Below are 24,030 nucleotides of genomic sequence, written 5' to 3'. Positions count from 1 at the left end.
CCGCACTGACCCCCGCCCGTACCGGCACCCGCCCGTGCCGCGCCGCGCCGCGCGACGGGTCCTCCGGCGGTGTGACCTTCGCCGCTCGGAGGTGTAGGACTGGGCAGCTACATTACCCACAAGTAGCATAGGCTCTGAGCGCGCGCTCAGCGCAACGCAGCAGTGCCGTCCCGCACCCTGGAGGAGAGCCATCGTGCCTCGTACCGTCAAGGACGTCGTCTTCGTCGACGGCGTCCGCACCCCGTTCGGCAAGGCGGGCCCGAAGGGCATCTATCACGAGACCCGTGCCGACGACCTCGTCGTGAAGGCGATCCGGGAGCTGCTGCGCCGCAACCCCGGACTCGACCCGAAGAAGATCGACGAGGTCGCGGTCGCCGCGACCACGCAGATCGGCGACCAGGGCCTGACCATCGGCCGCACCGCCGGTATCCTCGCGGGCCTGCCCACCTCGGTCCCGGGCTACTCCATCGACCGCATGTGCGCGGGCGCCCTGACCGCCGTGACCGCGGTGGCCGGCTCCGTCGCCTTCGGCGCGTACGACGTGGCCATCGCGGGCGGTGTCGAGCACATGGGCCGCCACCCGATGGGCGAGGGCGTCGACCCCAACCCGCGCTTCGTCTCGGAGAAGCTGGTCGACGAGTCCGCCCTGTTCATGGGCATGACCGCGGAGAACCTGCACGACCGCTACCCGACGATCACCAAGCAGCGCGCCGACGAGTACGCGGTCCGCTCGCAGGAGAAGGCCGCCAAGGCGTACGCCGACGGCAAGATCCAGGCCGACCTGGTACCGGTCTCGGTGCGCCGCACCAACGCCGAGGCCGGCGAGACGGGCTGGGGCCTGGTCACCGCCGACGAGCCGATGCGCCCCGGCACCACCCTGGAGAACCTGGCCGGGCTCAAGACGCCGTTCCGCGTCCACGGCCGGGTCACCGCCGGTAACGCCGCCGGTCTGAACGACGGCGCCACCGCCTCGCTCATCGCCTCCGAGGACTTCGCCCGCGAGAACGGGCTGCCGGTCAAGATGCGCCTGGTCTCCTACTCCTTCGCGGGTGTGGAGCCCGAGGTCATGGGCTACGGCCCGATCCCGGCGACGGAGAAGGCGCTGGCCCAGGCCGGCCTGTCCATCTCCGACATCGGCCTGTTCGAGATCAACGAGGCCTTCGCCGTCCAGGTGCTGGCCTTCCTGGAGCACTACGGCATCGCCGACGACGACGCGCGCGTCAACCAGTACGGCGGCGCCATCGCCTTCGGCCACCCGCTGGCCTCCTCCGGCGTCCGCCTGATGACGCAGCTGGCCCGCCAGTTCGAGGAGCAGCCGCACGTCCGCTACGGCCTGACCACCATGTGCGTCGGCTTCGGCATGGGCGCGACGGTCATCTGGGAAAACCCGCACTTCGAGGGGGACAAGTGAGCACCACCACAGAACTGTTGAAGGGCGCGGCCGCGCTCTTCCCGGACGAGGTCGTCACGACGGCCCACGTACGCCACTTCGAACTGCCCCTGGGCGCAGGTCGCTTCGCGCTGATCACGCTCGACAACGGTCTTGACCACACCAAGCCGACCACCTTCGGCCCCCAGTCGCTGGCGAACCTGGACGCCGCCATCGACCAGGTCGAGAAGGAGGCCGCGGACGGTGGAATCGTCGGTGTCGGCATCACCGGCAAGCCGTTCATCTTCGCCGTGGGCGCCGACCTCAAGGGCGTCGAGCAGCTGAAGGAGTGGGACCACGCCCACGCCATCGGCAAGGGCGGCCACGACGTCTTCAAGCGGCTCGCGAAGCTCGCCGTCCCTACCTTCGCGTACTACAACGGCGCGGCCATGGGTGGCGGCGTCGAGGTCGGCCTGCACTGTGCCTACCGCACGGTGTCGTCGGCCATCCCCGCCTTCTCCCTGCCCGAGGTCTTCCTCGGCCTGGTTCCCGGCTGGGGCGGCTGCGCCCTGCTGCCGAACCTGATCGGCGCCGAGAAGGCCGTCTCGGTGATCATCGAGAACAGCCTCAACCAGAACAAGCAGCTCAAGGGCAAGCAGGTCTACGAACTCGGCATCGCGGACGCGATCTTCGAGGGTGCGGACTTCCTGGAGCAGTCGCTGATCTGGACGGCGGCCGTCCTCAAGGGCGAGATCGTCGTCGAGCGCCCGGTGATCGACCGCGGTGAGGCCTGGGACCAGGCCGTCGCCAAGGGCCGGTTCATCGCCGACTCCAAGGTGCACGGCGCCGCCCCGGCCGCCTACCGCGCCCTGGACATCATCGCCGCCGCCAAGAACGGCGACCTCCAGCAGGGTTACGACGCCGAGGACAAGGCGCTCGCCGACCTGATCATGGGCGGTGAACTGCGCTCCGGTCTCTACGCGTTCAACCTGGTGCAGAAGCGCGCCAAGCGCCCCGCCGGTGCCCCGGACAAGAACCTGGCCCGGCCGGTCACCAAGGTCGGTGTCGTCGGCGCCGGTCTGATGGCCTCGCAGCTCGCGCTGCTGTTCCTGCGCCGCCTCGAGGTGCCGGTCGTGCTGACCGACATCGACCAGGCGCGCATCGACAAGGGCGTGGGCTACGTCCACGCCGAGATCGACAAGCTGCTCGGCAAGGGCCGTGTCAACCAGGACAAGGCCAACCGCCTCAAGGCCCTGGTCACCGGTGTCCTGGACAAGGCCGAGGGCTTCGCGGACGCGGACTTCGTCATCGAAGCGGTCTTCGAGGAGATGGGCGTCAAGCAGAAGGTGTTCGCCGAGGTCGAGGCGGTCGCCCCGGCGCACGCGATCCTCGCCACCAACACCTCCTCGCTGTCGGTGTCCGAGATGGCGTCGAAGCTGAAGAACCCCGAGCGGGTCGTCGGCTTCCACTTCTTCAACCCGGTCGCGATCCTGCCGCTCCTCGAGATCGTCCGCGGCGAGCAGACCGACGACGCCTCGCTGGCCACGGCGTTCGGTGTCGCCAGGAAGCTGAAGAAGACCGCGGTGCTGGTCAAGGACGCCCCGGCGTTCGTCGTCAACCGGATCCTGACCCGCTTCATGGGCGAGGTCCAGAACGTCATCGACGAGGGCACCCCGGTCGGGACCACCGAGAAGGCCGTCGAGCCGCTCGGTCTGCCGATGTCGCCGCTGGTCCTCCTCGAGCTGGTCGGCCCGGCGATCGGCCTGCACGTCTCCGAGACGCTCAACCGGTCCTTCCCGGACCGCTTCACCGTCTCGCCGAACCTCAAGGCGGTCGTGGAGGCCGGCAAGCGCGGCTTCTACGTCTACGACAGCGGTAAGCCGGAGCTGGACCCGGAGGTCGCCGCGCTGCTCAAGCAGGGCGACACCGTCCTCACCGAGGAGCAGGTGCGGGCCCGGGTGCTCGACGCGGTGGCGCAGGAGATCGGGCTGATGCTCGACGAGGGTGTCGTCGCCGAGGCCCAGGACATCGACCTGTGCCTGATCACCGGCGCCGGTTGGCCCTTCCACCTGGGCGGCATCACGCCGTACCTGGACCGTGAGGGCGTCTCCGAGCGGGTGAACGGCAAGCGGTTCCTGGAGCCCGGAGTGGCTTCGGTTCCGGCGTAGCCGTCGCCGTCGTACGGACCTGAGGAGGGCCCCCGCCCGTGGCGGGGGCCCTCCTTCGCGCGTGGGTGCCGTCCCGTTCCGTGGATGTCGTCCCGTTCCATGGGCGCCGTCCCGTTCCATGGGACCCTGGCGGGATGAACGACACCGTCGCCCCGCTCGTGGTCGTCGACGCCGCGAACGTCGTCGGGTCGGTGCCCGACGGCTGGTGGCGGGACCGGCGCGGCGCCACCGAACGTCTGCGGGACCGCCTGGCGTCGGACGGTCTGCCGGGCCGGTCCGGACCGGTGGAGATCGTTCTGGTCGTCGAGGGCGCGGCCCGCGGGGTGGAGTCGGTGCCGGGCGTCCGGGTGGAGTCCGCCCCGGGCAGCGGCGACGACCACATGGTCGCCCTGGTGGCCGGTGTCGGCGCCGACGACCGCCCCGTCCTGGTCGTCACGGCCGACCGCGAACTGCGCCGCAGGGTGACGGCCCTGGGAGCCGACGTCGCCGGACCGCGGTCCGTGCCCCGCTGAGGCCCTCGATCCGCGCCCCGCTCAAACCCGCGATCCCGACCCGCCGATCCGGTTCCCCGGTGGTGACGGCGGTCGGTGGTGACCGCGGTCCCGGCGTGGCGGACGGTGAGGCCGCGCCGCCACCCTGACCGGCCTGGCGGTCGGTCGCCGGTGTGCGCCTGCCCGCCGCCCCGCTGTGCCGGGGCCCCCGGCACAGCGGGGCGGCGGCCTCCGTCTACTCCTGCTCGCCGGTACCCGGTCCCAGTCGCTGGTGGACCAGGCGGGCGAAATGGGTCAGGGTGCGTCCGGTGGCCAGGTCGGCCGGTCCGAGACGGATGTCGAAGAGATCCCTCGCCCGGACCAGGAACTGCATCCCCAGCAGCGAGTCCAGCCCGAAGTCGGTGACGTTGAGCGTGGGGTCCAGGTCGGCCGGATCGGTCTGCAGGACACCCGCGAGGAGCTGCGCGACCGTCTCGGTGATCTTGTGCACCGCCTCGTCCGCCGAGAGGTCCGCCAGCGTGCTCAGGAGTTCGTTGCGGGCGTCCGGGGAGACCGCGGAGGACTCCGGGGCCAGCGGGGCGAACCGGGGGGTGGCCAGGGCGGGCAGCAGATGGCGTGCGGCTCCCCAGCGGTAGCGGCCCGCTCCGGCGACATCGGCGCCGGCGGCCGACAGCCGGTCGGCGGTGGTCAGGACCTCGGCGGGGCTGAGCAGCTCGAGACCGCGTCCGGTCATGGCGGGGCCCATGCCGCTGCGGGCGACATAACCGGTTTCACCGACCGGTCCCCAGGCCAGTGCCGTCCCCGTCCGGCCGGCGTCGCGCCGGGCCCGGGTGAGGGCTTCCAGGTAGGCGTTGGCCGCCGCGTAGGCGGCCTGCCCCGGGTTGCCGATGCAGGCGGAGACGGACGAGTAGGTGAGGAACAGGTCCAGGTCACGGTCGGCGGTGAGGCGGTCCAGCAGGGCCGCGCCCGCCGCCTTGGGTGCCAGTACGGCGGCGAACCGGTCTTCGGTGAGGTCGGCCAGCACCGCGTCGTCCATGTGCATCGCCGCGTGCACCACGCCGCGCAGGGGGTGCCCGGTGGCGTCCACGGCGTCGATGACCCGGCGCAGCGCGGCTTCGTCGGTGACGTCGGCGGCGTGGGCGGTGGCGTGCACTCCGCGGTCGGCGAGTTCCCGGAGCAGGGCGGGCGCCTCGGGGGCGTCGGGTCCGCTGCGGGAGAGCAGGGCCAGGTGCCGGGCCCCGCGGTCGGCCAGCAGGCGGGCGGTGGCGGCGCCGAGTCCGCTCGGTCCGCCGGTGATCAGGTAGGTGCCCTCGCCGTCGAGGCGCAGGGTGCCGGGTGCGGGCTCCACGGGGACGGGTTCGTCCAGGGGGTCGAAGGTGACGACGACCTTGCCGGTGTGCCGGGAGTGCTGCAGGAGGTGGAAGGCCTCCTCGACCCGGGCGGCGGGGTGGACCGTGTGGGGCAGCGGCCGGTAGGTGCCGGAGGCGGCCTCCGCCTCGAAGTCCGCGAGGAGACGGGGTCCCAGTTCCGGGCAGTCGACGACGGCGTCGAGGTTGAAGCCGATGAAGGTGAGGCTGCGGTCGAACGGGCGCAGCGTGATCGGGTTGTTGAGGAAGATGTCCCTCTTGCCGAGCTCGATGAAGCGGCCGTTGGGGCGCAGCAGGTCGAGGCCCTGGGCGATGGCCTCACCGCTGAGGGAGTTCACCAGGACGTCCACACCCCGGCCGCCGGTCAGCTCCCGTACCCGGGGGACGAAGTCCAGGCCGCGGGAGTCGAGCACGTGCTCGGCTCCGAGTGTGCGCAGCAGGTCCCGTTTGGTCTCCGTGCCGGCGGTGGCGATGACGCGGGCGCCCTGACGGCGGGCGCACTGCAGGACGGCCAGGCCCACCGCCCCGGCTCCGCCGTGCACGAGCACGGTCTCCCCGCGACCGAGGCGGGCCTGGTCGACCAGGGTCCGGTGGACGGTCAGGAAGGCGACGGGGAAGGTCGCCGCTTCCGTGAAGCCCAGCCCGTCGGGGATGCGGACGACGGCGGAGGCGGAGGTCGTCGCGTGGGACGCGAGGGCGGCGGGCACCAGGCCGCACACCCGGTCGCCGGGCTTCAGGTCCCGTACGCCCGGTCCCACGGCGCGCACGATGCCGGCGCCGTCGGTGCCCAGTCCGCGGCCGAGCGGGCTGTTCTCCACCGCCTCGGGCGGCAGCAGGCCGTTGGCCCGCATGGGGTCGCGGTAGTTCAGGGCCACGGCCCGCATCTCGAGGGCCACCTCGCCCGGCCCGGGTTCGCGCAGGTCCGTCTGCCGCCAGATCAGCCGCCGGCGCAGGCCGGGGTCGCGGGCTTCGAGGATGTACGGCGTGCCGGCGGGGACAGCGGGCGGTTCGTCCGCCGGGTGCTGGAGGTGCCGGGGGACGAACCGGCCCCGGGCGGTCAGGACGATCTCGTCCTCCTGGGCGTTCGGGTCGTCGTCGGGGGTGAGGAGTTCTCCGGCCAGGCGGCGGGCGTCGGTGCTGGCGTCCGTGGTGCGGTGGCACGACAGGCGTCGCAGGCGCAGGTCGGGACGCTCGTTGGCGAGGGTGCGGCAGGCCGCCCAGACGGCCGCGTCGACCGGGTGGGACGGCCGCTCCGGGGCGGGAAAGAGGCCGGTCGGGCGGGTGACGAGCCAGACCCGGGGGCTCGTACCGCCCTTCAGGCCGTCGCAGGCGGCGGCGAGGGAGCGCAGGAGGGCCGCCCGGCGGGTGGTCCGCGTGACGGTGTCGTGCGGGCCGGGTTCGGCGAGCAGCAGGACGACATGCGGATCGGAGTCCGTGGGCAGCGTCCCGTGCCAGGCGGTGGCCTCGTCGGGCGCGGTGACGACGGTGGCCTTCCCGAGGTGGGCGGCCAGTGCGCGTGCGGTCGCCGTCTCGGTGTCGTCCTCGACGGCGATCACCCAGGCGGCGCCGGGAACCGTCCGCGGGGGTTCGGCGTCCGGCCCGGGGTCGTGGTCCGCGGCGGCGAGGAGGACGGAGCGGTCCTCGGGCCCGGTCTGCGCCACACCGGAGAAGCCGCACTGCCGCAGCAGCGGCGCCCACCGGTCGCGGGGGAGGATGCGGCACGCCGGGCGCAGGCCGTGGTCGCCGCGCTCCCAGAAGTCGTTCAGCGTGCCGGACAGCAGGGCCTGGAGCCCGGCGTGGTGCGGTTCGGTGGCCAGCAGGTGTCCGCCGGGGGCCAGCACGGTGTGCAGTCGGCGCAGGGTGGCGGCCAGGTCGGTGGTGGCGTGCAGGGCGTCGCCCGCGAGGACGAGGTCGAAGCCGCCTCGCGGCAGGCCCTGGCCGGTCAGGTCGGCGTCCGGGTCCAGGACGCGGTGGTCGACGAAGTCGTGGGCGGCGAAACGGTGTTCGGCGCGGGTGAGACCGCCGCCGGTGGTGGCGGCGCAGGTGTAGCGGGTCCGGTCGGCCGGCAGTACGGGCAGGGCCGCGGCCGTCAGGGCGGTGGTGGTCGCGCCGAATTCCAGGACCCGCAGCGGACGGTCGGCGGGCCAGCGGGCGACGATGTCGCCGAGCAGCGCTTGCACGGTGCGGTGGGCGAAGCGGTGGGCCGGGCCGGTCTCGTGGAGTTGCTCGTGGGCGCTGTCCCCGGCCGGCAGGAGTTCGCGCGCGTCGGCGCGTCCTCGCACCACGTCGGGCAGCCGGCGCAGGTGCCGGTTGAGGAGCAGCGTCTCGGCGCCGTACGCGGGATGGTCCTCCACCAGGGCGCGCAAGCGCGCCTCGGCGCACATGTCGGCGCCGGTCAGCCGCCAGGTCTCCCCGGTCGGCCGGGCGAGGCCGTGTTCGGTCAGCAGGGGCAGCATCAGCCGTGCGAGCCGCCGGTGCCGGGGCTGCAGGCCCCCGGTCACCAGGTCGCTCATCGAGAACGGGGCCGCGGGGTCGGTGAGGAGACCGCGCAGCGTCTCGGCCCAGCAGTGGGCTCCGGCCTGTTCGGCGGCGGCGGTGAACCGGCGGTGGCCGCTGTCGTCCAGGGTGGCGCGTGCGGCGGCGATCCGCGGCTCGGCCGCGCGCGCGACCTCGGTGGGCGCGGGAAGCGGAGAGGGCGGGGCGGGGGCCGCCCGGTGGGGGGCGGCCCGGAGCACGGTGCGCTGGACGGTCAGCGGGGTGCGCCGGCTCATGTGGCCGCGGCGGGTGCGGCAGCCGTCGATCTCGACGGTGACCGTGCCGTCCGTGTCGGCGTAGGTGATGTCCCAGCACATCTCGTGGGCGCTGCGGCTGCGCCGGCGCAGGTGCACGACGCCGGTGGGCGCGGGGGTGCGCCACACGCGTACGGCCCCGAACACGGTCGGCAGGAACGCGGCGGATTCCGCCTCCGCCCCGGCGAGGGCCACGGTGGCCTGCAGCGGCGCGTCGAGCAGGACCGGGTGGGCGGTGTAGGCGTCGGCGGTGTGCTCCAGCCGGTAGGAGAGCAGCACCTCGCCGTCGCCGGCGTCGATGCGGTCGATGAGCTGGAAGTCCGGTCCGCAGTTCAGGCCGATGCCGTGGCACGTCCGGTAGAAGTCCGGGCCGTCGACGCTCCGGTCGCAGCGTGCCCGGAGCGCGTCGACGTCGAGCGGGTCCGGTGCCGTGCCGAGCAGGGTGCGGACCTGGGCGCGTACGACGGGCCGGCACTCCCCGCCGTGTTCCTCGCGGACGCTGATGGTCAGGGCGCCGTCGTCGGGGGTGACCGCGGTCTGCAGGGCGACCGGCGTCGGGTCCGGCCACGGCACGGACAGCGGGCGTCCGATCTCCAGGTGCCGTACTTCGACCGGTCGGTCCATGGCCCGCCGGCCGGCGCTCAGTGCCATCTCCACGTAGGCGGCGGCCGGCATGAGAACGTCGTCGCCGATTCTGTGGTCGCCCAGCCAGGGCACCAGTTGCGGTTCGACGGTGCCGTGCCACACGGGGTGCGGGGCGGGCATCCGCTCGCCCACCAGGGGGTGGTCCAGCAGGCCGCTGCCGCTGGTGTGCGCGACCAGGTCCTGCGCGGTGCCGTGCCAGTGCCGTTCGTGCTGCCACGCGTAGGCGGGCAGGTCGACCACCCGGCCCGGCCGGGGGAAGTGGTGCCGCCAGTCGGTCGCGGTGCCGGCGGCGAGTACGGCGGCGGCGGCCGCCGCGGTCTCGCGGGGGCCGTCCCCGTCGCGGTGCAGGGTGGCGACGCAGGTGGCTCCGGTGCGACGCAGATAGGGGCGCAGCACCGGGTGCGGTCCGATCTCGACCAGGACGCCGGCGTGCTCGGCGGCGAGGTGGGCGGCGGCCTCGGCGAACCGGACGCGCTCGCGGATGTTGCGCCACCAGTACTCGGCGTCGAGTTCCGGCCCGTTCAGCGGGGTGCCGGTGACGGTGGAGACGAACGGGATCCGGGCCGGGGCGGGTTCGAGCCCGTCGAGTGCGGCGAGCAGCGGCTCCCTGATGGGGTCCATGGCCCGGCTGTGGAAGGCGTAGTCCAGGTCCAGTTCGCGGAAGAAGACGCCGCGGCCGGTCAGTTCGGTGCCCCAGGCCGCCAGCGCGTCGGCGTCACCGGCGACGGTCACGTCGCTCTCGCTGTTGATCCCCGCGATCTCCAGTGCCCCGTCGTGGCGGAGCAGTTCCTCGCGCGCCCGGTCCTCGGGCAGGCCGACGGCGGCCATGCGGCCCCGGCCCGCCGTGGCGCCCTGGGTGCGGCTGCGCTCGGCGATCACCAGCGCCGCCTGTTCCAGGGTCAGGGCCCCGGCGGCGTGGGCGGCGGCGACCTCTCCGACGCTGTGCCCGGTCACCGCGTCCGGCCGCACCCCGTACGAGGCCAGCAGTGCGGTCAGCCCCACCTGGACGGCGAACAGGGCCGGCTGGGCCACCTCGGTGCGCTGCCACTTCCGGGGGGACGGGCGGGCCAGTTCCTTGCCCACCGACCAGCCCAGGTGGGGTGCCAGGGCCGCGTCGGCCTCCTCGACGGCCCGGCGGAAGGCCGGTTCGCCCGACAGCAGGTCGGCGGCCATGCCCGGCCACTGGGAGGCGTTGCCGGAGAACACGAACGCGGTCCCGTCCCGCCCGCCGGTGCGCACCGTGGCCCCTCGGGCGGGCTCCCCTGCCGTCAGCCGGTCCAGCTGCCGGGCGGCGTCCTGCGGGTCGGCGGCCAGTACGGCGGCGCGGTGCGGATGCGCGGTGCGCCGCACGGTGCTGGTGTGGGCCAGGTCGTAGAACTCGTCGGGTCGCGTGTCCCGCAGCCGCTCCGCCATGCGGGTGGTCATCTGCTTCAGCGCCTTGGCCGACCGCGCGGAGACGACCAGGGGCAGCGGGCGCCCGTCCGGCACCGGCCGCGGCTCGGGCTGCCGGGGGGCGGGGGGCGGGGTGACGACGGCGTGGGCGTTGGCTCCGCCGAAGCCGAAGGCGCTCACTCCCACGGCGGCCCGCTCCCCCGGGTCCAGCGGGACGGGGTCGACGGCGGGGGCCAGTCCCAGGCCGTCGAAGTCGATCCGGGGGTTGAGGGGAAGGGCGTGCAGGGACGCCGGGACCAGCCGGTGGCGCAGCACCAGGATGGCCTTGAGCAGGCCGGCCATTCCGGAGGCGGGCTCCAGGTGGCCGAGGTTCGACTTCACCGAGCCGATCGGCAGCGGGGCGCCGCGGCGGCGCCGGCCCAGCGCCCGGCCGATGGCCTCGGCCTCCGCCGGGTCCCCGACCTGGGTGCCGGTGCCGTGGGCCTCGACGTAGACCAGGTCGTCCGCGTCGATCCCGGCCTCCGCGTAGACCGTGTGCAGCAGCGCCTCCTGGGTCTCGGCGCTGGGCACGATCATGCCGGTGCTGCGGCCGTCGGTGTTGTTGCCGGTGGCGGCCAGCACGGCGTGGACGCGGTCGCCGTCCGCCACCGCGTCCGTGAGGCGCTTGAGGACGAGCACCGCGCCGCCCTCGGCGCGGACGAAGCCGTCGGCGTCGGCGGAGAACGCCGCGCAGCGCCCGCGCCGGGACAGCATGCCCGCGTAGGAGAACCCGGCGAAGGAGTAGGGGTTGGACAGCACGTTGATGCCGCCGGCCAGGGCGACGCGGCCGACGCCCTCGCGCAGGGTGCGGCAGGCCCGGTCCAGGGCGACCAGGGCGGAGGAGCAGGCCGTGTCGACGGCCATGCTCGGCCCGCGCAGGTCGAAGGCGTACGACAGCCGGTTCGCCGTGATGGACAGGGTGGCGCCGGGCATGGTGTGCGGGCTCGTGTGGTCCTGCATCATCGACAGGTTCACGCCGTAGCCGGGGTCGGAGACGCCCACGTACACGCAGGTGTCCGACCCGGCCAGCGACTCGGCGGGAAGGGCGGCGTCGTCCAGTGCCTCGGCGGCCATCTCCAGCAGCAGCCGCTGCTGCGGGTCGATGTGCCGGGCCTCCGCCGGTGACATGCCGAAGTAGGCGGCGTCGAACGAGGCGACGTCCGTCAGGAAGCCGCCGGCGGCGGTGTAGCTGCGGCCGGGCCGTACGGTCCCCGGATCGACCGTCCGGTCCCGGGGCAGCCGGTCGGCGGGCATCTCACCGACCATGTCCCGTCCGTCGCGCAGTACGGACCACAGCCCGTCCAGGTCCGTGATGCCTCCGGGGAGCCGGCAGCCCACGCCCACCACCGCCACGGCCCGTTCAAGCTGCTGCATCGTCAAGTCCCCCGCTTCTTCACGCCGGTTGCAGGTCTCCGCTGCGGATTGAAAAGGGTCAAGAGATGAAAAAGCCAATGGGAATCACTCGTTGGGGTGGAGACCGCCGCGCAGACGGCATTCCGACCCGGTGGCGGCCGCGACGCCGCTACGGTGACGCGGTGCCCGAAGCCCTCCGTGCCCGCATCGCCGCCGTTTCCGCTCATCTGCCGTCCCGTTACCGGACCTTGGACGAGATCCGCGTCAAGATCACCGAGACCGGTGGGTACGCCCCGCCGCCCGGTCTGCTGGAGGATCTCACCGGTGTGCGCGGGGTCCATGTGCACGAGGACGGCGAGAACGCCTCCGACCTCGCCGTGGCGGCCGCCCGCAGCGCGCTCGGCGAGGCCGGCCTGAAGATCGGCGACGTCGGTCTGCTGCTGTTCGCCTCGACCTCGCAGGATCTGGTCGAACCCGCCACGGCCCACCTCGTGGCCACCAAACTGGGCGCCTCCTGCCCGGTGTTCGACGTCAAGAACGCCTGCAACAGCTTTCTCAACGCCATGGAGGTGGCCGCGTCGTTCATCGAGACCGGCCGCTACCGCACGGTTCTCATCGCCTGCGGTGAGCCCTCCACCCTGGCCACCCGCTGGCACGCCCCCGACCGGGAGGATCTGCTGCGGGCCCTGCCCGGCTACACCGCCTCCGACGCCGGTGCCGCGATGGTGCTCACCGCCGGCCCCGCGGGTGAGGACGATCCGGGCATCCTGGCCCTGCGGTTCGTCAGCAACTCCGCCGCCTGGGAAGCCTGCACCGTGGCCGGTGGAGGCAGCATGCACCACCTCTCCGTCCACGACGACCACACCACCCTGCGCCTGAACGGGGACCTGCGTCAGGGTGCCCTCGACGTACTCCCCCGCATCCTGGACACCGCCGGGGAGGAACTCGAAGCGGCGCGCGCCGGCGCCTTCGCCTTCATCGCCTTCCACCAGATCGCCATGCCGCAGTACCGCGAGGTGATCGACTTGTTCTCCCTCCCCGAGGACCGGTGCCTGCCCGCGGTGGCCGAGCACGGGAACTGCGCGGCGGCCTCCCTCCCCCTGCAACTGGTCAAGGCACGGGAGGCCGACCGCATCGAGAGCGGGGACCTGGTGGCGATGATCGGCCTGGCCAGTGGTTTCAGCTTCGGCCTGGCTCTCGTCCGGTGGTGACCGCACGAGCCGGCCACGCCCCGGCCCTCGACCCGGCACCGCGCTCCGCCGTACTGGAACGGCTGATGCCGGGCTATCCCGCGCCCCGGCACTGGCGGCGGGTGCCGGTCACCGGACAGCACTACCTCGACCTCGGCTCCGGGCAGCCGGTGCTGTTCCTGCACGGCAACCCGTCGTGGAGCTACGTCTGGCGCAAGCTGCTGCACCGGCTCTCCCCGCACGCCCGCTGCCTGGCACCCGACCTGCCGGGCTTCGGGCTGTCCCGGCACCTGCGGCCGGCGGACGGGGTCCCCGACCCCTACGAGGCCCAGCTGGAGAACCTGGACATCCTCCACCGCCACCTGGTGCGGGACGAGGGACTGCCCGAGCGGGGCTGGACGTTCGTCCTGCACGACTGGGGCGGTCCGCTCGGCGCCGCCTGGGCCCTGCGGAACCCGGGCGTGGTGGCCCGGCTGGTCGTCTGCAACACCGTGGCCTTCCCCTTCCCGGACGGCTTCCGGCTGCCGTTCCACCTGCGCTGGATCCGCGACCACCGGCCGGCCGCCGCATTCGTCCACGCCACCAACGCGTTCGCCCGTACCGCCGTGCGCGCCGGAGTCCACCGCCCGCTGCTCCCGGCCGAGCGCCGGGCCCTTCTCCGGCCGACCGCCCGCCGCGCCGAGCGCCGGGCGGTCACCGACGCCGTCCGCGCGATCCCCCGCGGACCCGCGGACCCCGCGTGGCGGCTGCTCGAACCTCCCAGTGGCGGGGCCGGCCTGTCGGAACTGCCCCTGCTCGTCGGCTGGGGCATGCGCGATCCCGTCTTCACCCCGGCCGTACTGGAGGAATGGGCCCGCCGGTACCCCCATGCCGGCATTCACCGCTTCCCCGACGCCGGGCACTTCGTGATGGAGGACGCCGCGGCCGAACTGGGCGACCGTATCCGTGACTTCCTCCAGGGGGCACCGTGACCGTGACCGTTCCGGGCATCGCCGCACGCCTGGCCGACCGGCCCGACGCGATCGCCCTCGTCGAAAGCCGTAAGGGGACCTCCCGGACAACGCGTCGCGGCGAACTGGTGCGGCGCTGCCACCACATCGCGCAGGCCCTGCGCGACGCCGGTGTCCGGCCCGGCCACAAAGCCGTCGTGATGACCCGCGACGCCCACGATCTCACCGCCGTCTCGTACGCCCTCGGCACACTGGGCGCCGTTCCCGTCCTGATCGAACCGCGCGCCGAGGTGGGCCGCTGTCTGGAGGACATCGCCCCGGACGTCTTCGTCGGCGAGCCCCTGGCCCACCTCGGGCGCCGGATCCTGGGGTGGGGCCGCCCGCACGTGCGGATCCCCCTGGTCACCGGCCCCGCGCCGCTCCTCCCGGGACGGCGGCTGGCCACCCGGGTACCCGTCGGCGGCACCCCGCTCCCCCAGGTGCGGGAGCCCGACGGCAACGAGCCGGCCCTGATCGCCTTCACGTCCGGCTCGACCGGACGGCCCAAGGGCGCGGAGTACCGCCACGCCACCCTGGCCGGACAGCTCGACGCGCTGACGACGCTGACGGGCCCCCGGCCCGGCGACGTACTCCTCGCGGGATTCCTGCCGGCCGTGCTGCTCGGCCCGCTCCTGGGCGTGGCCACCGTCGTCCCGGCCGTGAACCACCTGGCCCCGGCCCGCACACCGCCGGAGGAACTCGTCGGGCCGATCCTGAAGCACCGGGCCACCATCGTCCTGGCGTCGCCGGCGGTCCTCACCCTGATCGCCGGCCACTGCGCCCGCCGGGGCATCTCGCTGCCCTCGGTCCGGCAGGTGCTGTCCTTCGGCGCCCCGCTGCGCGTCCGCCTCGCCGACGCCCTGCGCGACGTCGTGCCGGACGACGCCGAGATCCTCAGCGTCTACGGCGCCACGGAATGCCTGCCCGTCTCCGCGATCGGCGACCACGAACTGCGGGCCTCACGCGTCCGGCCGCCCGCCGGGCACGCCGGCACCTGCCTGGGCCGGCCGCTGCCCGGCATCCACGCCCGGATCCTCGACGCCGACGCCACCGGATGCGGCGAGATCGCCGTCACCGGCCCCACCGTCAGCCCCGCCTACCACGCGCGCCCCGACGCCGACGCCGCCACCAAGAGCGTCACCGGCCGTGGCGTGCTGCACCGCACCGGAGATCTCGGCCGGCTCGACGACCAGGGCCGGCTGTGGTTCCTCGGCCGCAAGGCCCATCTGGTCACCGGCACCGGCTTCACCCTGGCCACCGAGGACATCGAGGCCGCGGCGGACACCACCCCCGGTGTCCGGCGCACCGCCCTGGTCGGGGCCGGCACGGCCGTGTGCCAACTGCCGGCCCTGTGTGTGGAGCTCCTGCCCTCCGCCCCCCGCGCCACCGCCCTGGAAGCCGTCCGCGCCGTCGTGAAGGAGCATCCGGAAGGGCACCGCGTCGGCGCCCTGCTGCTCCATCCCGGCTTTCCCACCGACCCCCGGCACAACTCCAAGATCGACCGCATGCGGCTGGCCGGCTGGGCCGCCGAGCGCCTGCGCGGGAGGGTCCGATGAAGGTACTGGTCACCGGCGGGAGCGGCTTCCTCGGCCTGGAGATCTGCCGCCAACTGAGCGCCCGCGGCGACGTCGTCTCCTCCCTGGGCCGCCGCCCCAGCGCCGTGCTGGAACGGCTGGGCGTCCACCAGCACCTGGGCGATCTCGCCGACACCGCCGCGGTCTCCCGTGCCGTCGCCGGCTGTGACGCCGTCGTCCACAACGCCGCCCTGGCCGGCGTCAGCGGCCCGTCGCGGCCCTACTGGGTCACCAACGTCGTCGGCACCCGCCATGTGATCGAGCAGTGCCGCGCCCACGGGGTGCGCACCCTCGTGTACACCTCGACCGCCAGTGTCGTCTTCCGGCCCGGCGGCCTGGAGGGCGTCGCCGAGGACCTCCCCTTCGCCCTCCACCACCTGGCCGCCTACCCCGCCACCAAGGCCCGCGCCGAGGCGCTGGTCCTGGCGGCCCACGGCTCGGAGCCGGCCACCGTGTCGCTGCGTCCGCACATCGTCTGGGGGCCGGGCGACCCGCATTTCGTCCCCGCCCTCGCACGCGCCGTGCGGGCCGGCCGTCTGCTGATGCCCGGCGCCGGCGGCAACCTCGTCGACACCACCCATGTCCGTACCGCCGCCCACGCCCACCTGCTCGCCCTGGACCGCCTGCGGCAGTCACCGGCGGCGGGCGGCCGCGCCTACTTCATCGGCCAGGGCGACCCGCGTCCCCTGCGCGACATCACCCGGCACTTCCTGCGGGCCGCCGGCATCGGCGCCCGCTGGTGCGCCGTCCCACCCCGGCTGGCCACCGCCGCGGCCGCCGTCAGCGACACCTGCCTGCGCATGGCCGGCAGCCCCCACACCCATGCCCTGAGCCGCTTCCTCGTCGCGGAACTGCTGCATCCGCACTACTTCGACCTCACCGCGGCACGCCGCGACCTGGGTTTCGAGCCGGCGATCGGATTCGAGGCCGGTCTCGCGGAACTCACCCCGCTCGCCCCCTCCGCCCCGTTCACCCCGTCCGCCTCGGACCACAGCAAGGACATGCCGTGCCGGAAACCTACGACACCTTCCGTTCCCTCCTGACCAGCGCCTTCCGCGTCCCCGAGGACGAGATCCGGCCCGAGCTCACGCTGGGCCAACTGGATCTGGACTCCCTGGCCCTGACGGAACTGGTGCTCATCCTCCACGAACGCTTCGGGGTGAGGGTCGATGCCGAGCACGCCTCCCGCGATACGACCGTCGCCCAGGTCGCCGGCCACCTCGACGCGCTGCGCGCGGGCGGCACGGGGGCGGTGGCCTCCTCATGACGGAGCCCGTCGCCATCACCGGCCTCGGCCTGGTCACCCCCGCCGGAGAAGGTGCCGACGCCACCTGGGAGGCGGTCTGCCGTGGCGTGGGTACGGCGGCCCACGATCCGGCGCTGGCCGCCCTGCCCGTGGATTTCTCCTGCCGCGTCCCCCTGTCGCGTGAGGCCCTGGACCGGCGTGTCGGACGCACCGCATGGCGCATGTCGCGCAGCGCCGTACTGGCGGTGCTCGCCGCCCGTGAGGCGGTCCGCGACGCCGGCCTCGCTCCCGGGACGTGGAACGGCGACCGGGTCGCCGTCGTCATCGGCTGCGGGATGGGGACGGACGCGGCACGTGAGGAACAGGCCCGGCGTCTGGAGGAACGGGGTGCCGACATGGTCTCCGCGCTCACCGTCCCGCTGATCATCCCGAACATGGCGGCCGGCGAGGTCACCATCGACCTCGGGGCCCGCGGCCCCAGCCTCGCCCCGGCCACCGCCTGCGCCTCCGGCGCCACCGCCGTCGCCGTGGCCCGCGACCTTCTCGTCACCGGTCAGTGCGACGTCGCGGTGGCCGGAGCCACCGAAACCGCCGTCACCCCGCTGGTGGCCGCCGGTTTCTGGCGTGCGGGCACCCTGTCCCGGCGCACCGACGCGGCCGCCGGCGCGTCCCGGCCCTTCGCCGCCGACCGTGACGGCTTCGTCCTGGCGGAAGGAGCCGGTGTCCTCGTCCTGGAACGGGCCGGGGACGCGGCCGCCCGTGGTGCGCGCACCCGCGCCCTGCTCGTGGGCTGCGGCAGCACCTCGGACGCCCACCACCCCACCGCGCCCGCCCCGGACGCCCGGGGTGCGGAGAGGGCCCTGCGCACCGCCCTGGCGGACGCGGGCCTGGTCCCGCGCGACGTCGACCACGTCAACGCCCACGGCACCTCCACACCTCTCAACGACGCCGGCGAGGCGGCCCTCATCGCCCGCGTGCTGCCGCACCGCCCCAGCGTCACCGCGCCCAAGGGCGTGCTCGGTCACAGCCTGGGGGCGGCGGGCGCCGTCGAGGCGGCACTGACCGTGCTCACCCTCCAGCACCGCACGGTGCCGCCGATCGCGAACCTGCGGGCCCCGGCGCCCGGGTTCGACATCGACTGCGTCACCGGGGAATCCCGTCGGCAGGACGTCCGCGTCGCCGTCAGCCACTCCTTCGGCTTCGGCGGCCACAACGTCGTCCTCGCGCTGACCGGGGCCTCCTGACCGGCCCGGCATCCGGACGGGGACGCCGGCGGCGCTCTCATGGTCACGCGTGCGGGGCCACGGGGGCGAAGCGCTGCCGGGGGATCTCGTGCGCATCACGCCGGGCCCGCGGCCCGTGGACCCGCGGGCTTACGGGCCGGGCACCGCGCTCTGATCCGGTCCGGTCCGGACGAAGGACCCCGGCGGTTCCGGACCGGGCCCGTCGGTTCAGTGGGAGTCCGGGCCGGTCAGTGGGAGTCCGGGCCGGACGGTTCGAGGGGCTCCTCCGGCTTCATTCCCTCGCCGCGGCCCAAGCGGCTGTGGCTGCGGCTGTAGAGGAAGTAGACGACGACGCCGATCACCATCCAGAGAGCGAACCGCAGCCAGGTCTCGGCGGGCAGGTTCAGCATCAGCCACAGCGAGGCGGCGACCGACAGGATCGGCAGGAACGGCACCCACGGGGTGCGGAAGGCCCGCGGCAGGTCGGGCCGGGTCCGGCGCAGGATGATCACGCTGAGCGCGACGATGACGAAGGCGAACAGCGTGCCGATGTTCACCAGCTCGGCGAGTTCCGTCAGCGGGGTGAAGCCCGCCAGGATCGCGATGATGACGCCGAGCAGGATGGTCGGCCGGTGCGGGGTCCTGAACCGGGGGTGGACACGGGAGAAGAAGCGGGGCAGCAGTCCGTCCCGGCTCATCGCGAAGAACACCCGGGTCTGGCCGAGCAGCAGGATCATGCAGACGACCGTCAGGCCGACGGCGGCGCCGAAGCTGATGAAGCCCGCGTACCAGGGATGCCCGGTGGCCTTGAACGCGTCCGCGAGCGGGGCGTCCACGGACAGCTCGCTGTAGTGCTGCATACCGGTGACGACGATCGACACGGCGACGTACAGCACGGTGCAGATGAGCAGGGAGCCGAGGATGCCGCGGGGCATGTCCCGCTGCGGGTTCCTGGTCTCCTCCGCGGCCGTGGCGACGATGTCGAAGCCGATGAAGGCGAAGAAGACCACCGAGGCCGCGGTGAAGATGCCCATCACGCCGAAGTCGGACGGCGCCCAGCCGAACATCAGCTGGATGAGCGGTGAGTGGAGACCGTCACCGGCCTCGACGGGCTTCGCCTCGGGGATGAACGGGGTGTAGTTGTCGGCGGTGACGAAGAAAGCGCCGGCGATGATGACGACGAGGACGACGGCCAGCTTGATGGCGACGACGACCGTGGTGACCCGGGCGGACAGCTTCATGCCGAGGACGAGGATGCCGGTGAGGACCAGCACCAGGGCGGCGGCCAGGATGTCGAAGCCGAACACCTCGGCGCCGTCCCGGACACCGAGCGAGGCGGGCAGCTGCCAGCCCGCGTTGTCCAGCAGCGAGTGGATGTACCCGGACCAGCCGACGGCCACCACCGCGGTGCCGAGCGCGAACTCCAGGACCAGGTCCCAGCCGATGATCCAGGCGGGCAGTTCGCCCAGGGACGCGTACGAGAAGGTGTAGGCGGAGCCCGCCACCGGGACGGTGGAGGCGAACTCGGCGTAGCAGAGCGCGGCGAGCGCGCAGACGACGCCGGCCACCACGAAGGCCAGGGCCACCGAGGGCCCGGCGTTGTTCTTGGCGACCGTACCGGTGAGGACGAAGATGCCGGTGCCGATGATGACGCCGACGCCGAAGACGGTCAGATCCAGCGCGGACAAGGACTTCTTGAGCGCGTGCTCCGGTTCCTCGGTGTCACGGATGGACTGCTCGATCTTCTTCGTCCGGAAGAGGGTGTTGCTCACGGATACCTCCCACGCTGCGTCGTCCCCGACATGATCGAGAGGGGGCCTGGAACGTGTGCCCCGGCAGCGGTGTGTTCACGCGAACGGGTCGCCCGCACCACTCTTCACAGTGGCACGGGCGACCCGTTCGGGCGTATCGGCGGGAGGTGTCGGTTCAGTCGCGGGCCGATTCCACCGAGTCGGCGGCGGAGCGCGCGTATCCGCCGTCCAGCTTCGAGACCAGGCCGGTGACCTGGCGGGCGATGTCGGGGGCGGTGAGGCCGACCTCCGCCATCACCTCGGCGCGCGAGGCGTGGTCGAGGAAGCGCGGCGGGATGCCGAAGTCGCGCAGCGGCATGTCGAGGCCCGCGTCGCGCAGGGCCTGCGCGATCGTCGAGCCGACCCCGCCGACGCGGGAGTTGTCCTCGACGGTGACGACGACGCGGTGCTTCTCGGCGAGCGGGGCCATGGCCTCGTCGACGGGCTTGACCCAGCGCGGGTCGACGACGGTGGTGGAGATGCCCTGCTTCTCGAGCAGGCCGGCGATCTCCAGGCACATCGGCGCGAGGGCGCCCACGGAGACCAGCAGCACGTCCGGGGTGTCGGTGCCGGGCTCGCGCAGGACGTCCATGCCGCCCACCCGGCCCACGGCCGGCACGGCGGGCCCGACGGCGCCCTTGGAGAAGCGGACCACGGTCGGCGCGTCGGTGACCTCTACAGCCTCGCGGAGCTGGGCGCGGACCTGGTCGGCGTCGCGCGGGGCGGCCAGCCGCAGGCCGGGGACGACCTGGAGGATCGACATGTCCCACATGCCGTTGTGGGAGGCGCCGTCGGTGCCGGTGATGCCGGCCCGGTCCAGGACGAAGGTGACGCCGCACTTGTGCAGGGCCACGTCCATCAAGACCTGGTCGAAGGCGCGGTTGAGGAAGGTGGCGTACACGGCGAAGACGGGGTGGACCCCGCCGTGGGCCAGGCCCGCCGCGGAGACGGCGCCGTGCTGCTCGGCGATGCCGACGTCGTAGACCCGGTCGGGGAACCGCTTGGCGAACCTGTCGAGGCCGACGGGCTGGAGCATGGCCGCGGTGATGGCGACGACGTCCTCGCGCTCCTCGCCGAGCTTGACCATCTCCTCGCCGAAGACGGACGTCCAGTCGGCGCCGGAGGAGGCGATCGGCAGGCCCGTGTCGGGGTGGATCTTGCCGACGGCGTGGAAGCGGTCCGCCTCGTCCGCCAGGGCGGGCTGGTAGCCGCGGCCCTTCTCGGTGAGGCAGTGCACGATCACGGGGCCGCCGAAGCCCTTGGCGCGGGTGAGGGCGGACTCCAGGGCCTCGATGTCGTGGCCGTCGATGGGGCCGACGTATTTCAGGCCCAGGTCCTCGAACATGCCTTGCGGGGCGATGAAGTCCTTCAGGCCCTTCTTGGCGCCGTGCAGGGTGCCGTAGAGCGGCCGGCCGACGACCGGGGTGCGCTCCAGGACCTCCTTGGTGCGGGTCAGGAAGCGCTCGTAGCCGTCGGTGGTGCGCAGGGTCGCGAGATGGTTGGCGAGGCCGCCGATGGTGGGCGAGTAGGAGCGCTCGTTGTCGTTGACGACGATGACGAGCGGGCGGTCCCTGGCGTCGGCGATGTTGTTCAACGCCTCCCAGGCCATGCCGCCGGTGAGGGCGCCGTCACCGATGACGGCGACGACGTGGTCGCCGGTCTTCCTCAGCTGGTTGGCCTTGGCGAGGCCGTCGGCCCAGCCGAGGACGGTGGAGGCGTGGCTGTTCTCGATGACGTCGTGCGCGGACTCGGCCTGCGAGGGGTAGCCGGAGAGGCCGCCCTTCATCTTCAGCCTGGAGAAGTCCTGCCGGCCGGTCAGCAGTTTGTGCACGTAGGACTGGTGTCCGGTGTCCCAGAGCACTTTGTCCCTGGGCGATTCGAAGACGCGGTGCAGGGCGAGGGTGAGCTCCACCACGCCCAGGTTGGGGCCGAGGTGGCCACCGGTCTTGGAGACCGCCTCGACGAGGAAGGTCCGGATCTCCTCGGCCAGCCGGTCGAGCTCCCCCAGGGTGAGCCGGTCCAGATCACGCGGTCCCCTGATACGGGTCAGCAGCGGCACCCGTGCCTCCTTGCAGTAGAGCTGATCGAGCTGTTGCCGGGCTTGTCGAGTCTAATGTTCCGGTCGGGCGCCCTGCGTCCGGGCGGTGCTTCGTAGGTCACGCCCTCGGATTTACCCGTGATCGGACCGTGCCACGACACGGCTGTGCCCGGTACCGCGCGGGTACCGGGCACAGAGTTTCACGGACGGCGCCGCGGCGGGAGCCGCTAGGCGCGGCCCGCTGTCTTCTGGGTCTTGCGGGTGATGGCGTCGATGACGACGGTCGCCAGCAGGACACCACCGGTGATCATGTACTGGACCGGCGAGGCGATGCCCTCGAGGGCGAGGCCGTACTGGATCGAGACGATCACCAGGACACCGAGGAGCGCGTTCCAGGTGCGGCCACGGCCACCGAAGAGGGACGTACCGCCGATCACGGCCGCGGCGATGACGTTCATCAGGAACTCACCGGTGCCCGCGCCCTGGTTGGCGGAGGCGATCTTCGAGGCGACGAAGAGGCCGCCGATCGCGGCGAAGGTGCCGGCGATCGCGAAGACCGAGATCCGGACCATCTCGACGTTGATACCGGCACGGCGGGACGCCTCGACGCTGCCGCCGAGCGCGAAGATCTTGCGGCCGTAGGCGGTGCGGCGGAGCAGGAAGTCGGTGAGCACCAGCACCGCGAGGAAGATCACCACGGCGAGCGGCAGGCCCTTGTGCTGGTTGTAGACGATCGCCACCACGAAGGCGACGACGGCCAGCAGCACGGTGCGCATGATGATGTCGTTCAGCGGGCGCGAGGGGATCCCGGCGGCCTCGCGGCGGCGGTTGCCCAGGAACGCGGTGACGAAGTACGCGACGACGGCCACGGCGGCGAGGCCGTAGGCGGCCGCGACGTCGGTGAAGTAGTAGCTGGTGAACTTCCCGACGATGCCTTCGCTGTCCAGGTTGATCGTGCCGTTGCTGCCCAGGATCTGCAGCATGAAGCCCTGCCAGAACAGCAGGCCGGCCAGGGTCACGGCGAAGGCGGGGACGCCGATGCGGGCGAAGACGAAACCGTGGATGATGCCGGCGACCGTGCCGGTGAGGATGGCCAGCACCAGGGCCAGCACTTCGTTCATCCCGTGCGTGACGTTCATGACCGCGAAGGCCGCGCCCGCGACACCGCTGACCGAACCGACCGACAGGTCGATCTCGCCGAGCAGCAGCACGAAGACGACGCCGACGGCGATCATGCCGGTGCCGACCATGGCGACGGACATGTCGGAGAAGTTGCCGGCGGTGAGGAAGTTGGAGTTCAGGCCGGTGAAGATGGCCCAGATGACCACCAGGCCGATGACGACGGGGACGGAACCGAGGTCGCCGGCCTTCATCTTGCGCTTGAACTCGCCGAGGTAGCCGGCGAAGCCCTGTTCGCGCACCAGCAGCCGGGGGTCGACGGCGGTGACCGCCGCGGCGGCCGCCTCGGTGTTCTCGACCGCGTCGGCGGCGGGCGTCGAGGTCTTTTCGGTGCTCACTTGCCGGCCTCCCCATTGGTGCGCGCCGCACGACGGGTCACGGCGTTCTCCGTGGCTCCGGTGATGGCGGAGATGATCTCTTCCTGCGAGGTCGACTTGACCTCGAATATGCCGTTGTTGCGCCCGAGGCGCAGGACGGCGACCTTGTCCGCCACGGCCTTGACGTCGGCCATGTTGTGGCTGATGAGGATGACCGCGTGGCCCCGCTCGCGCAGCCGCTCGACCAGGTCGAGGACCTGCGCGGTCTGCTCGACGCCGAGGGCGGCGGTGGGCTCGTCGAGGATCACCAGCTTGGGCTCGCCGAGCATGGACCGGGCGATCGCCACGACCTGGCGCTGACCGCCGGAGAGCGAGGCGATCGGGATGCGGACGCTGGGTATGCGGATCGACAGCGTGTCGAGCAGCTCACGGGAGCGGCGCTCCATCTCCACCTCGTCCAGGACCCCGCGCTTGCGGAGCTCCCGGCCCAGGTAGAGGTTGCCGACGACGTCGATGTTGTCGCACAGCGCGAGGTCCTGGTAGACCGTCGCGATGCCCAGGTTCTGGGCGTCGTGCGGCCTGTTGATCTGAACGGCCTTGCCGTTCCACTCGATGACGCCCTCATCGATGGGGTGCACGCCGGCGATCGTCTTGACCAGCGTGGACTTTCCGGCGCCGTTGTCGCCCACCAGGGCGACCACTTCACCGGCACGGACCTCAAGCTCTACATCGGTGAGCGCCTGGACGGCACCGAATCGCTTGGAGACCCCGCGCAACGCCAGCACGGGCGTAGCGGACACGTGAACCAGCTCCTTCGCCGCCTGACCCGGCGGGAGGTTGTGCAGAAATATGGGGGGTGTTCCGTCCGACG

General features: G+C 73.0%; 14 protein-coding genes. 9 read left to right on the top strand and 5 right to left on the bottom strand.

Going from position 1 to position 24,030, the window contains the following annotated elements; translation table 11 throughout:
• The first annotated feature begins 193 nt into the window (after positions 1 to 193).
• The 3 genes from V4Y04_RS29845 to V4Y04_RS29835 all read left to right on the top strand — a co-directional run bounded on the left by V4Y04_RS29845 (position 194) and on the right by V4Y04_RS29835 (position 4,049).
• On the top strand, positions 194 to 1,411 hold the full coding sequence (locus tag V4Y04_RS29845) for a thiolase family protein (protein ID WP_332431475.1): 1,218 nt from the start codon (positions 194 to 196) through the stop codon (positions 1,409 to 1,411).
• Positions 1,408 to 3,537 (top strand): 3-hydroxyacyl-CoA dehydrogenase NAD-binding domain-containing protein, encoded by a 2,130-nt coding sequence (locus V4Y04_RS29840; protein WP_332431474.1) that lies wholly within the window; start codon positions 1,408 to 1,410, stop codon positions 3,535 to 3,537. Before V4Y04_RS29845 ends, V4Y04_RS29840 begins: the two co-directional genes overlap by 4 nt.
• A 134-nt stretch (positions 3,538 to 3,671) precedes the next feature.
• The gene (locus V4Y04_RS29835; RefSeq protein WP_332431473.1) at positions 3,672 to 4,049 is read left to right on the top strand and encodes an NTP pyrophosphohydrolase; all 378 of its coding nucleotides are present in this window, start codon (positions 3,672 to 3,674) and stop codon (positions 4,047 to 4,049) included.
• 214 nt (positions 4,050 to 4,263) lie between these two features.
• Here V4Y04_RS29835 and V4Y04_RS29830 read toward each other — a convergent pair whose 3' ends face one another.
• Complete coding sequence (locus tag V4Y04_RS29830; protein WP_332431472.1) at positions 4,264 to 11,634, bottom strand: SDR family NAD(P)-dependent oxidoreductase; 7,371 nt, start codon at positions 11,632 to 11,634, stop codon at positions 4,264 to 4,266.
• Positions 11,635 to 11,795: 161 nt separating this feature from the next.
• On the opposite strand from V4Y04_RS29830, the gene V4Y04_RS29825 reads away from it, so the two are divergent.
• Genes V4Y04_RS29825 through V4Y04_RS29800 form a run of 6 tightly spaced genes read left to right on the top strand, consistent with a single transcriptional unit; the run spans position 11,796 to position 17,856 of the window.
• A complete protein-coding gene (locus tag V4Y04_RS29825) occupies positions 11,796 to 12,824 on the top strand; it encodes a 3-oxoacyl-ACP synthase III family protein (protein WP_332431471.1) in 1,029 nt (342 codons plus the stop codon).
• Complete coding sequence (locus V4Y04_RS29820; RefSeq protein ID WP_332431470.1) at positions 12,821 to 13,774, top strand: alpha/beta fold hydrolase; 954 nt, start codon at positions 12,821 to 12,823, stop codon at positions 13,772 to 13,774. Before V4Y04_RS29825 ends, V4Y04_RS29820 begins: the two co-directional genes overlap by 4 nt.
• On the top strand, positions 13,771 to 15,348 hold the full coding sequence (locus V4Y04_RS29815) for an AMP-binding protein (protein ID WP_332431469.1): 1,578 nt from the start codon (positions 13,771 to 13,773) through the stop codon (positions 15,346 to 15,348). Before V4Y04_RS29820 ends, V4Y04_RS29815 begins: the two co-directional genes overlap by 4 nt.
• The gene (locus tag V4Y04_RS29810) at positions 15,345 to 16,409 is read left to right on the top strand and encodes an NAD-dependent epimerase/dehydratase family protein (protein WP_332431468.1); all 1,065 of its coding nucleotides are present in this window, start codon (positions 15,345 to 15,347) and stop codon (positions 16,407 to 16,409) included. The genes V4Y04_RS29815 and V4Y04_RS29810 overlap by 4 nt, the downstream gene beginning before the upstream one ends.
• Complete coding sequence (locus V4Y04_RS29805) at positions 16,373 to 16,633, top strand: acyl carrier protein (RefSeq protein ID WP_332431466.1); 261 nt, start codon at positions 16,373 to 16,375, stop codon at positions 16,631 to 16,633. Before V4Y04_RS29810 ends, V4Y04_RS29805 begins: the two co-directional genes overlap by 37 nt.
• The gene (locus V4Y04_RS29800; protein WP_332431465.1) at positions 16,630 to 17,856 is read left to right on the top strand and encodes a beta-ketoacyl-[acyl-carrier-protein] synthase family protein; all 1,227 of its coding nucleotides are present in this window, start codon (positions 16,630 to 16,632) and stop codon (positions 17,854 to 17,856) included. Before V4Y04_RS29805 ends, V4Y04_RS29800 begins: the two co-directional genes overlap by 4 nt.
• 227 nt (positions 17,857 to 18,083) lie before the next feature.
• Here the strand turns inward: V4Y04_RS29800 and V4Y04_RS29795 are convergent, their stop codons facing one another.
• The 4 genes from V4Y04_RS29795 to V4Y04_RS29780 all read right to left on the bottom strand — a co-directional run bounded on the left by V4Y04_RS29795 (position 18,084) and on the right by V4Y04_RS29780 (position 23,968).
• Positions 18,084 to 19,607 carry an amino acid permease gene (locus tag V4Y04_RS29795; RefSeq protein WP_332431464.1) on the bottom strand — a complete coding sequence of 508 codons (1,524 nt, stop codon included), beginning with the start codon at positions 19,605 to 19,607 and terminating at the stop codon, positions 18,084 to 18,086.
• A 154-nt stretch (positions 19,608 to 19,761) separates the two neighbouring features.
• Positions 19,762 to 21,684, bottom strand: a complete 1,923-nt coding sequence (dxs, locus tag V4Y04_RS29790; protein WP_332431463.1) for a 1-deoxy-D-xylulose-5-phosphate synthase — start codon at positions 21,682 to 21,684, stop codon at positions 19,762 to 19,764.
• A 206-nt stretch (positions 21,685 to 21,890) separates the two neighbouring features.
• Entirely contained in the window at positions 21,891 to 23,180 is a 1,290-nt protein-coding gene (locus V4Y04_RS29785; RefSeq protein WP_332431462.1) for a sugar ABC transporter permease, read from the bottom strand.
• Positions 23,177 to 23,968, bottom strand: coding sequence for an ATP-binding cassette domain-containing protein (locus V4Y04_RS29780; protein WP_332433039.1), 792 nt, complete (start codon positions 23,966 to 23,968; stop codon positions 23,177 to 23,179). The genes V4Y04_RS29785 and V4Y04_RS29780 overlap by 4 nt, the downstream gene beginning before the upstream one ends.
• Positions 23,969 to 24,030: the final 62 nt, after the last annotated feature.

The organism is Streptomyces sp. P9-A2 (assembly GCF_036634175.1).
Classification (GTDB): domain Bacteria; phylum Actinomycetota; class Actinomycetes; order Streptomycetales; family Streptomycetaceae; genus Streptomyces; species Streptomyces pratens.
Note: the sequence above shows the minus strand (reverse complement) of the source record. Positions and strands in the feature narration are given on the sequence as shown.

Coding starts and splice junctions, on each gene's coding strand:
- V4Y04_RS29810 (WP_332431468.1), top strand. CDS start 15,345: ATGAAGGTACTGGTCACCGGCGGGAGCGGCTTCCTCGGCCTGGAGATC.
- V4Y04_RS29830 (WP_332431472.1), bottom strand. CDS start 11,634: ATGCAGCAGCTTGAACGGGCCGTGGCGGTGGTGGGCGTGGGCTGCCGG.
- V4Y04_RS29800 (WP_332431465.1), top strand. CDS start 16,630: ATGACGGAGCCCGTCGCCATCACCGGCCTCGGCCTGGTCACCCCCGCC.
- V4Y04_RS29835 (WP_332431473.1), top strand. CDS start 3,672: ATGAACGACACCGTCGCCCCGCTCGTGGTCGTCGACGCCGCGAACGTC.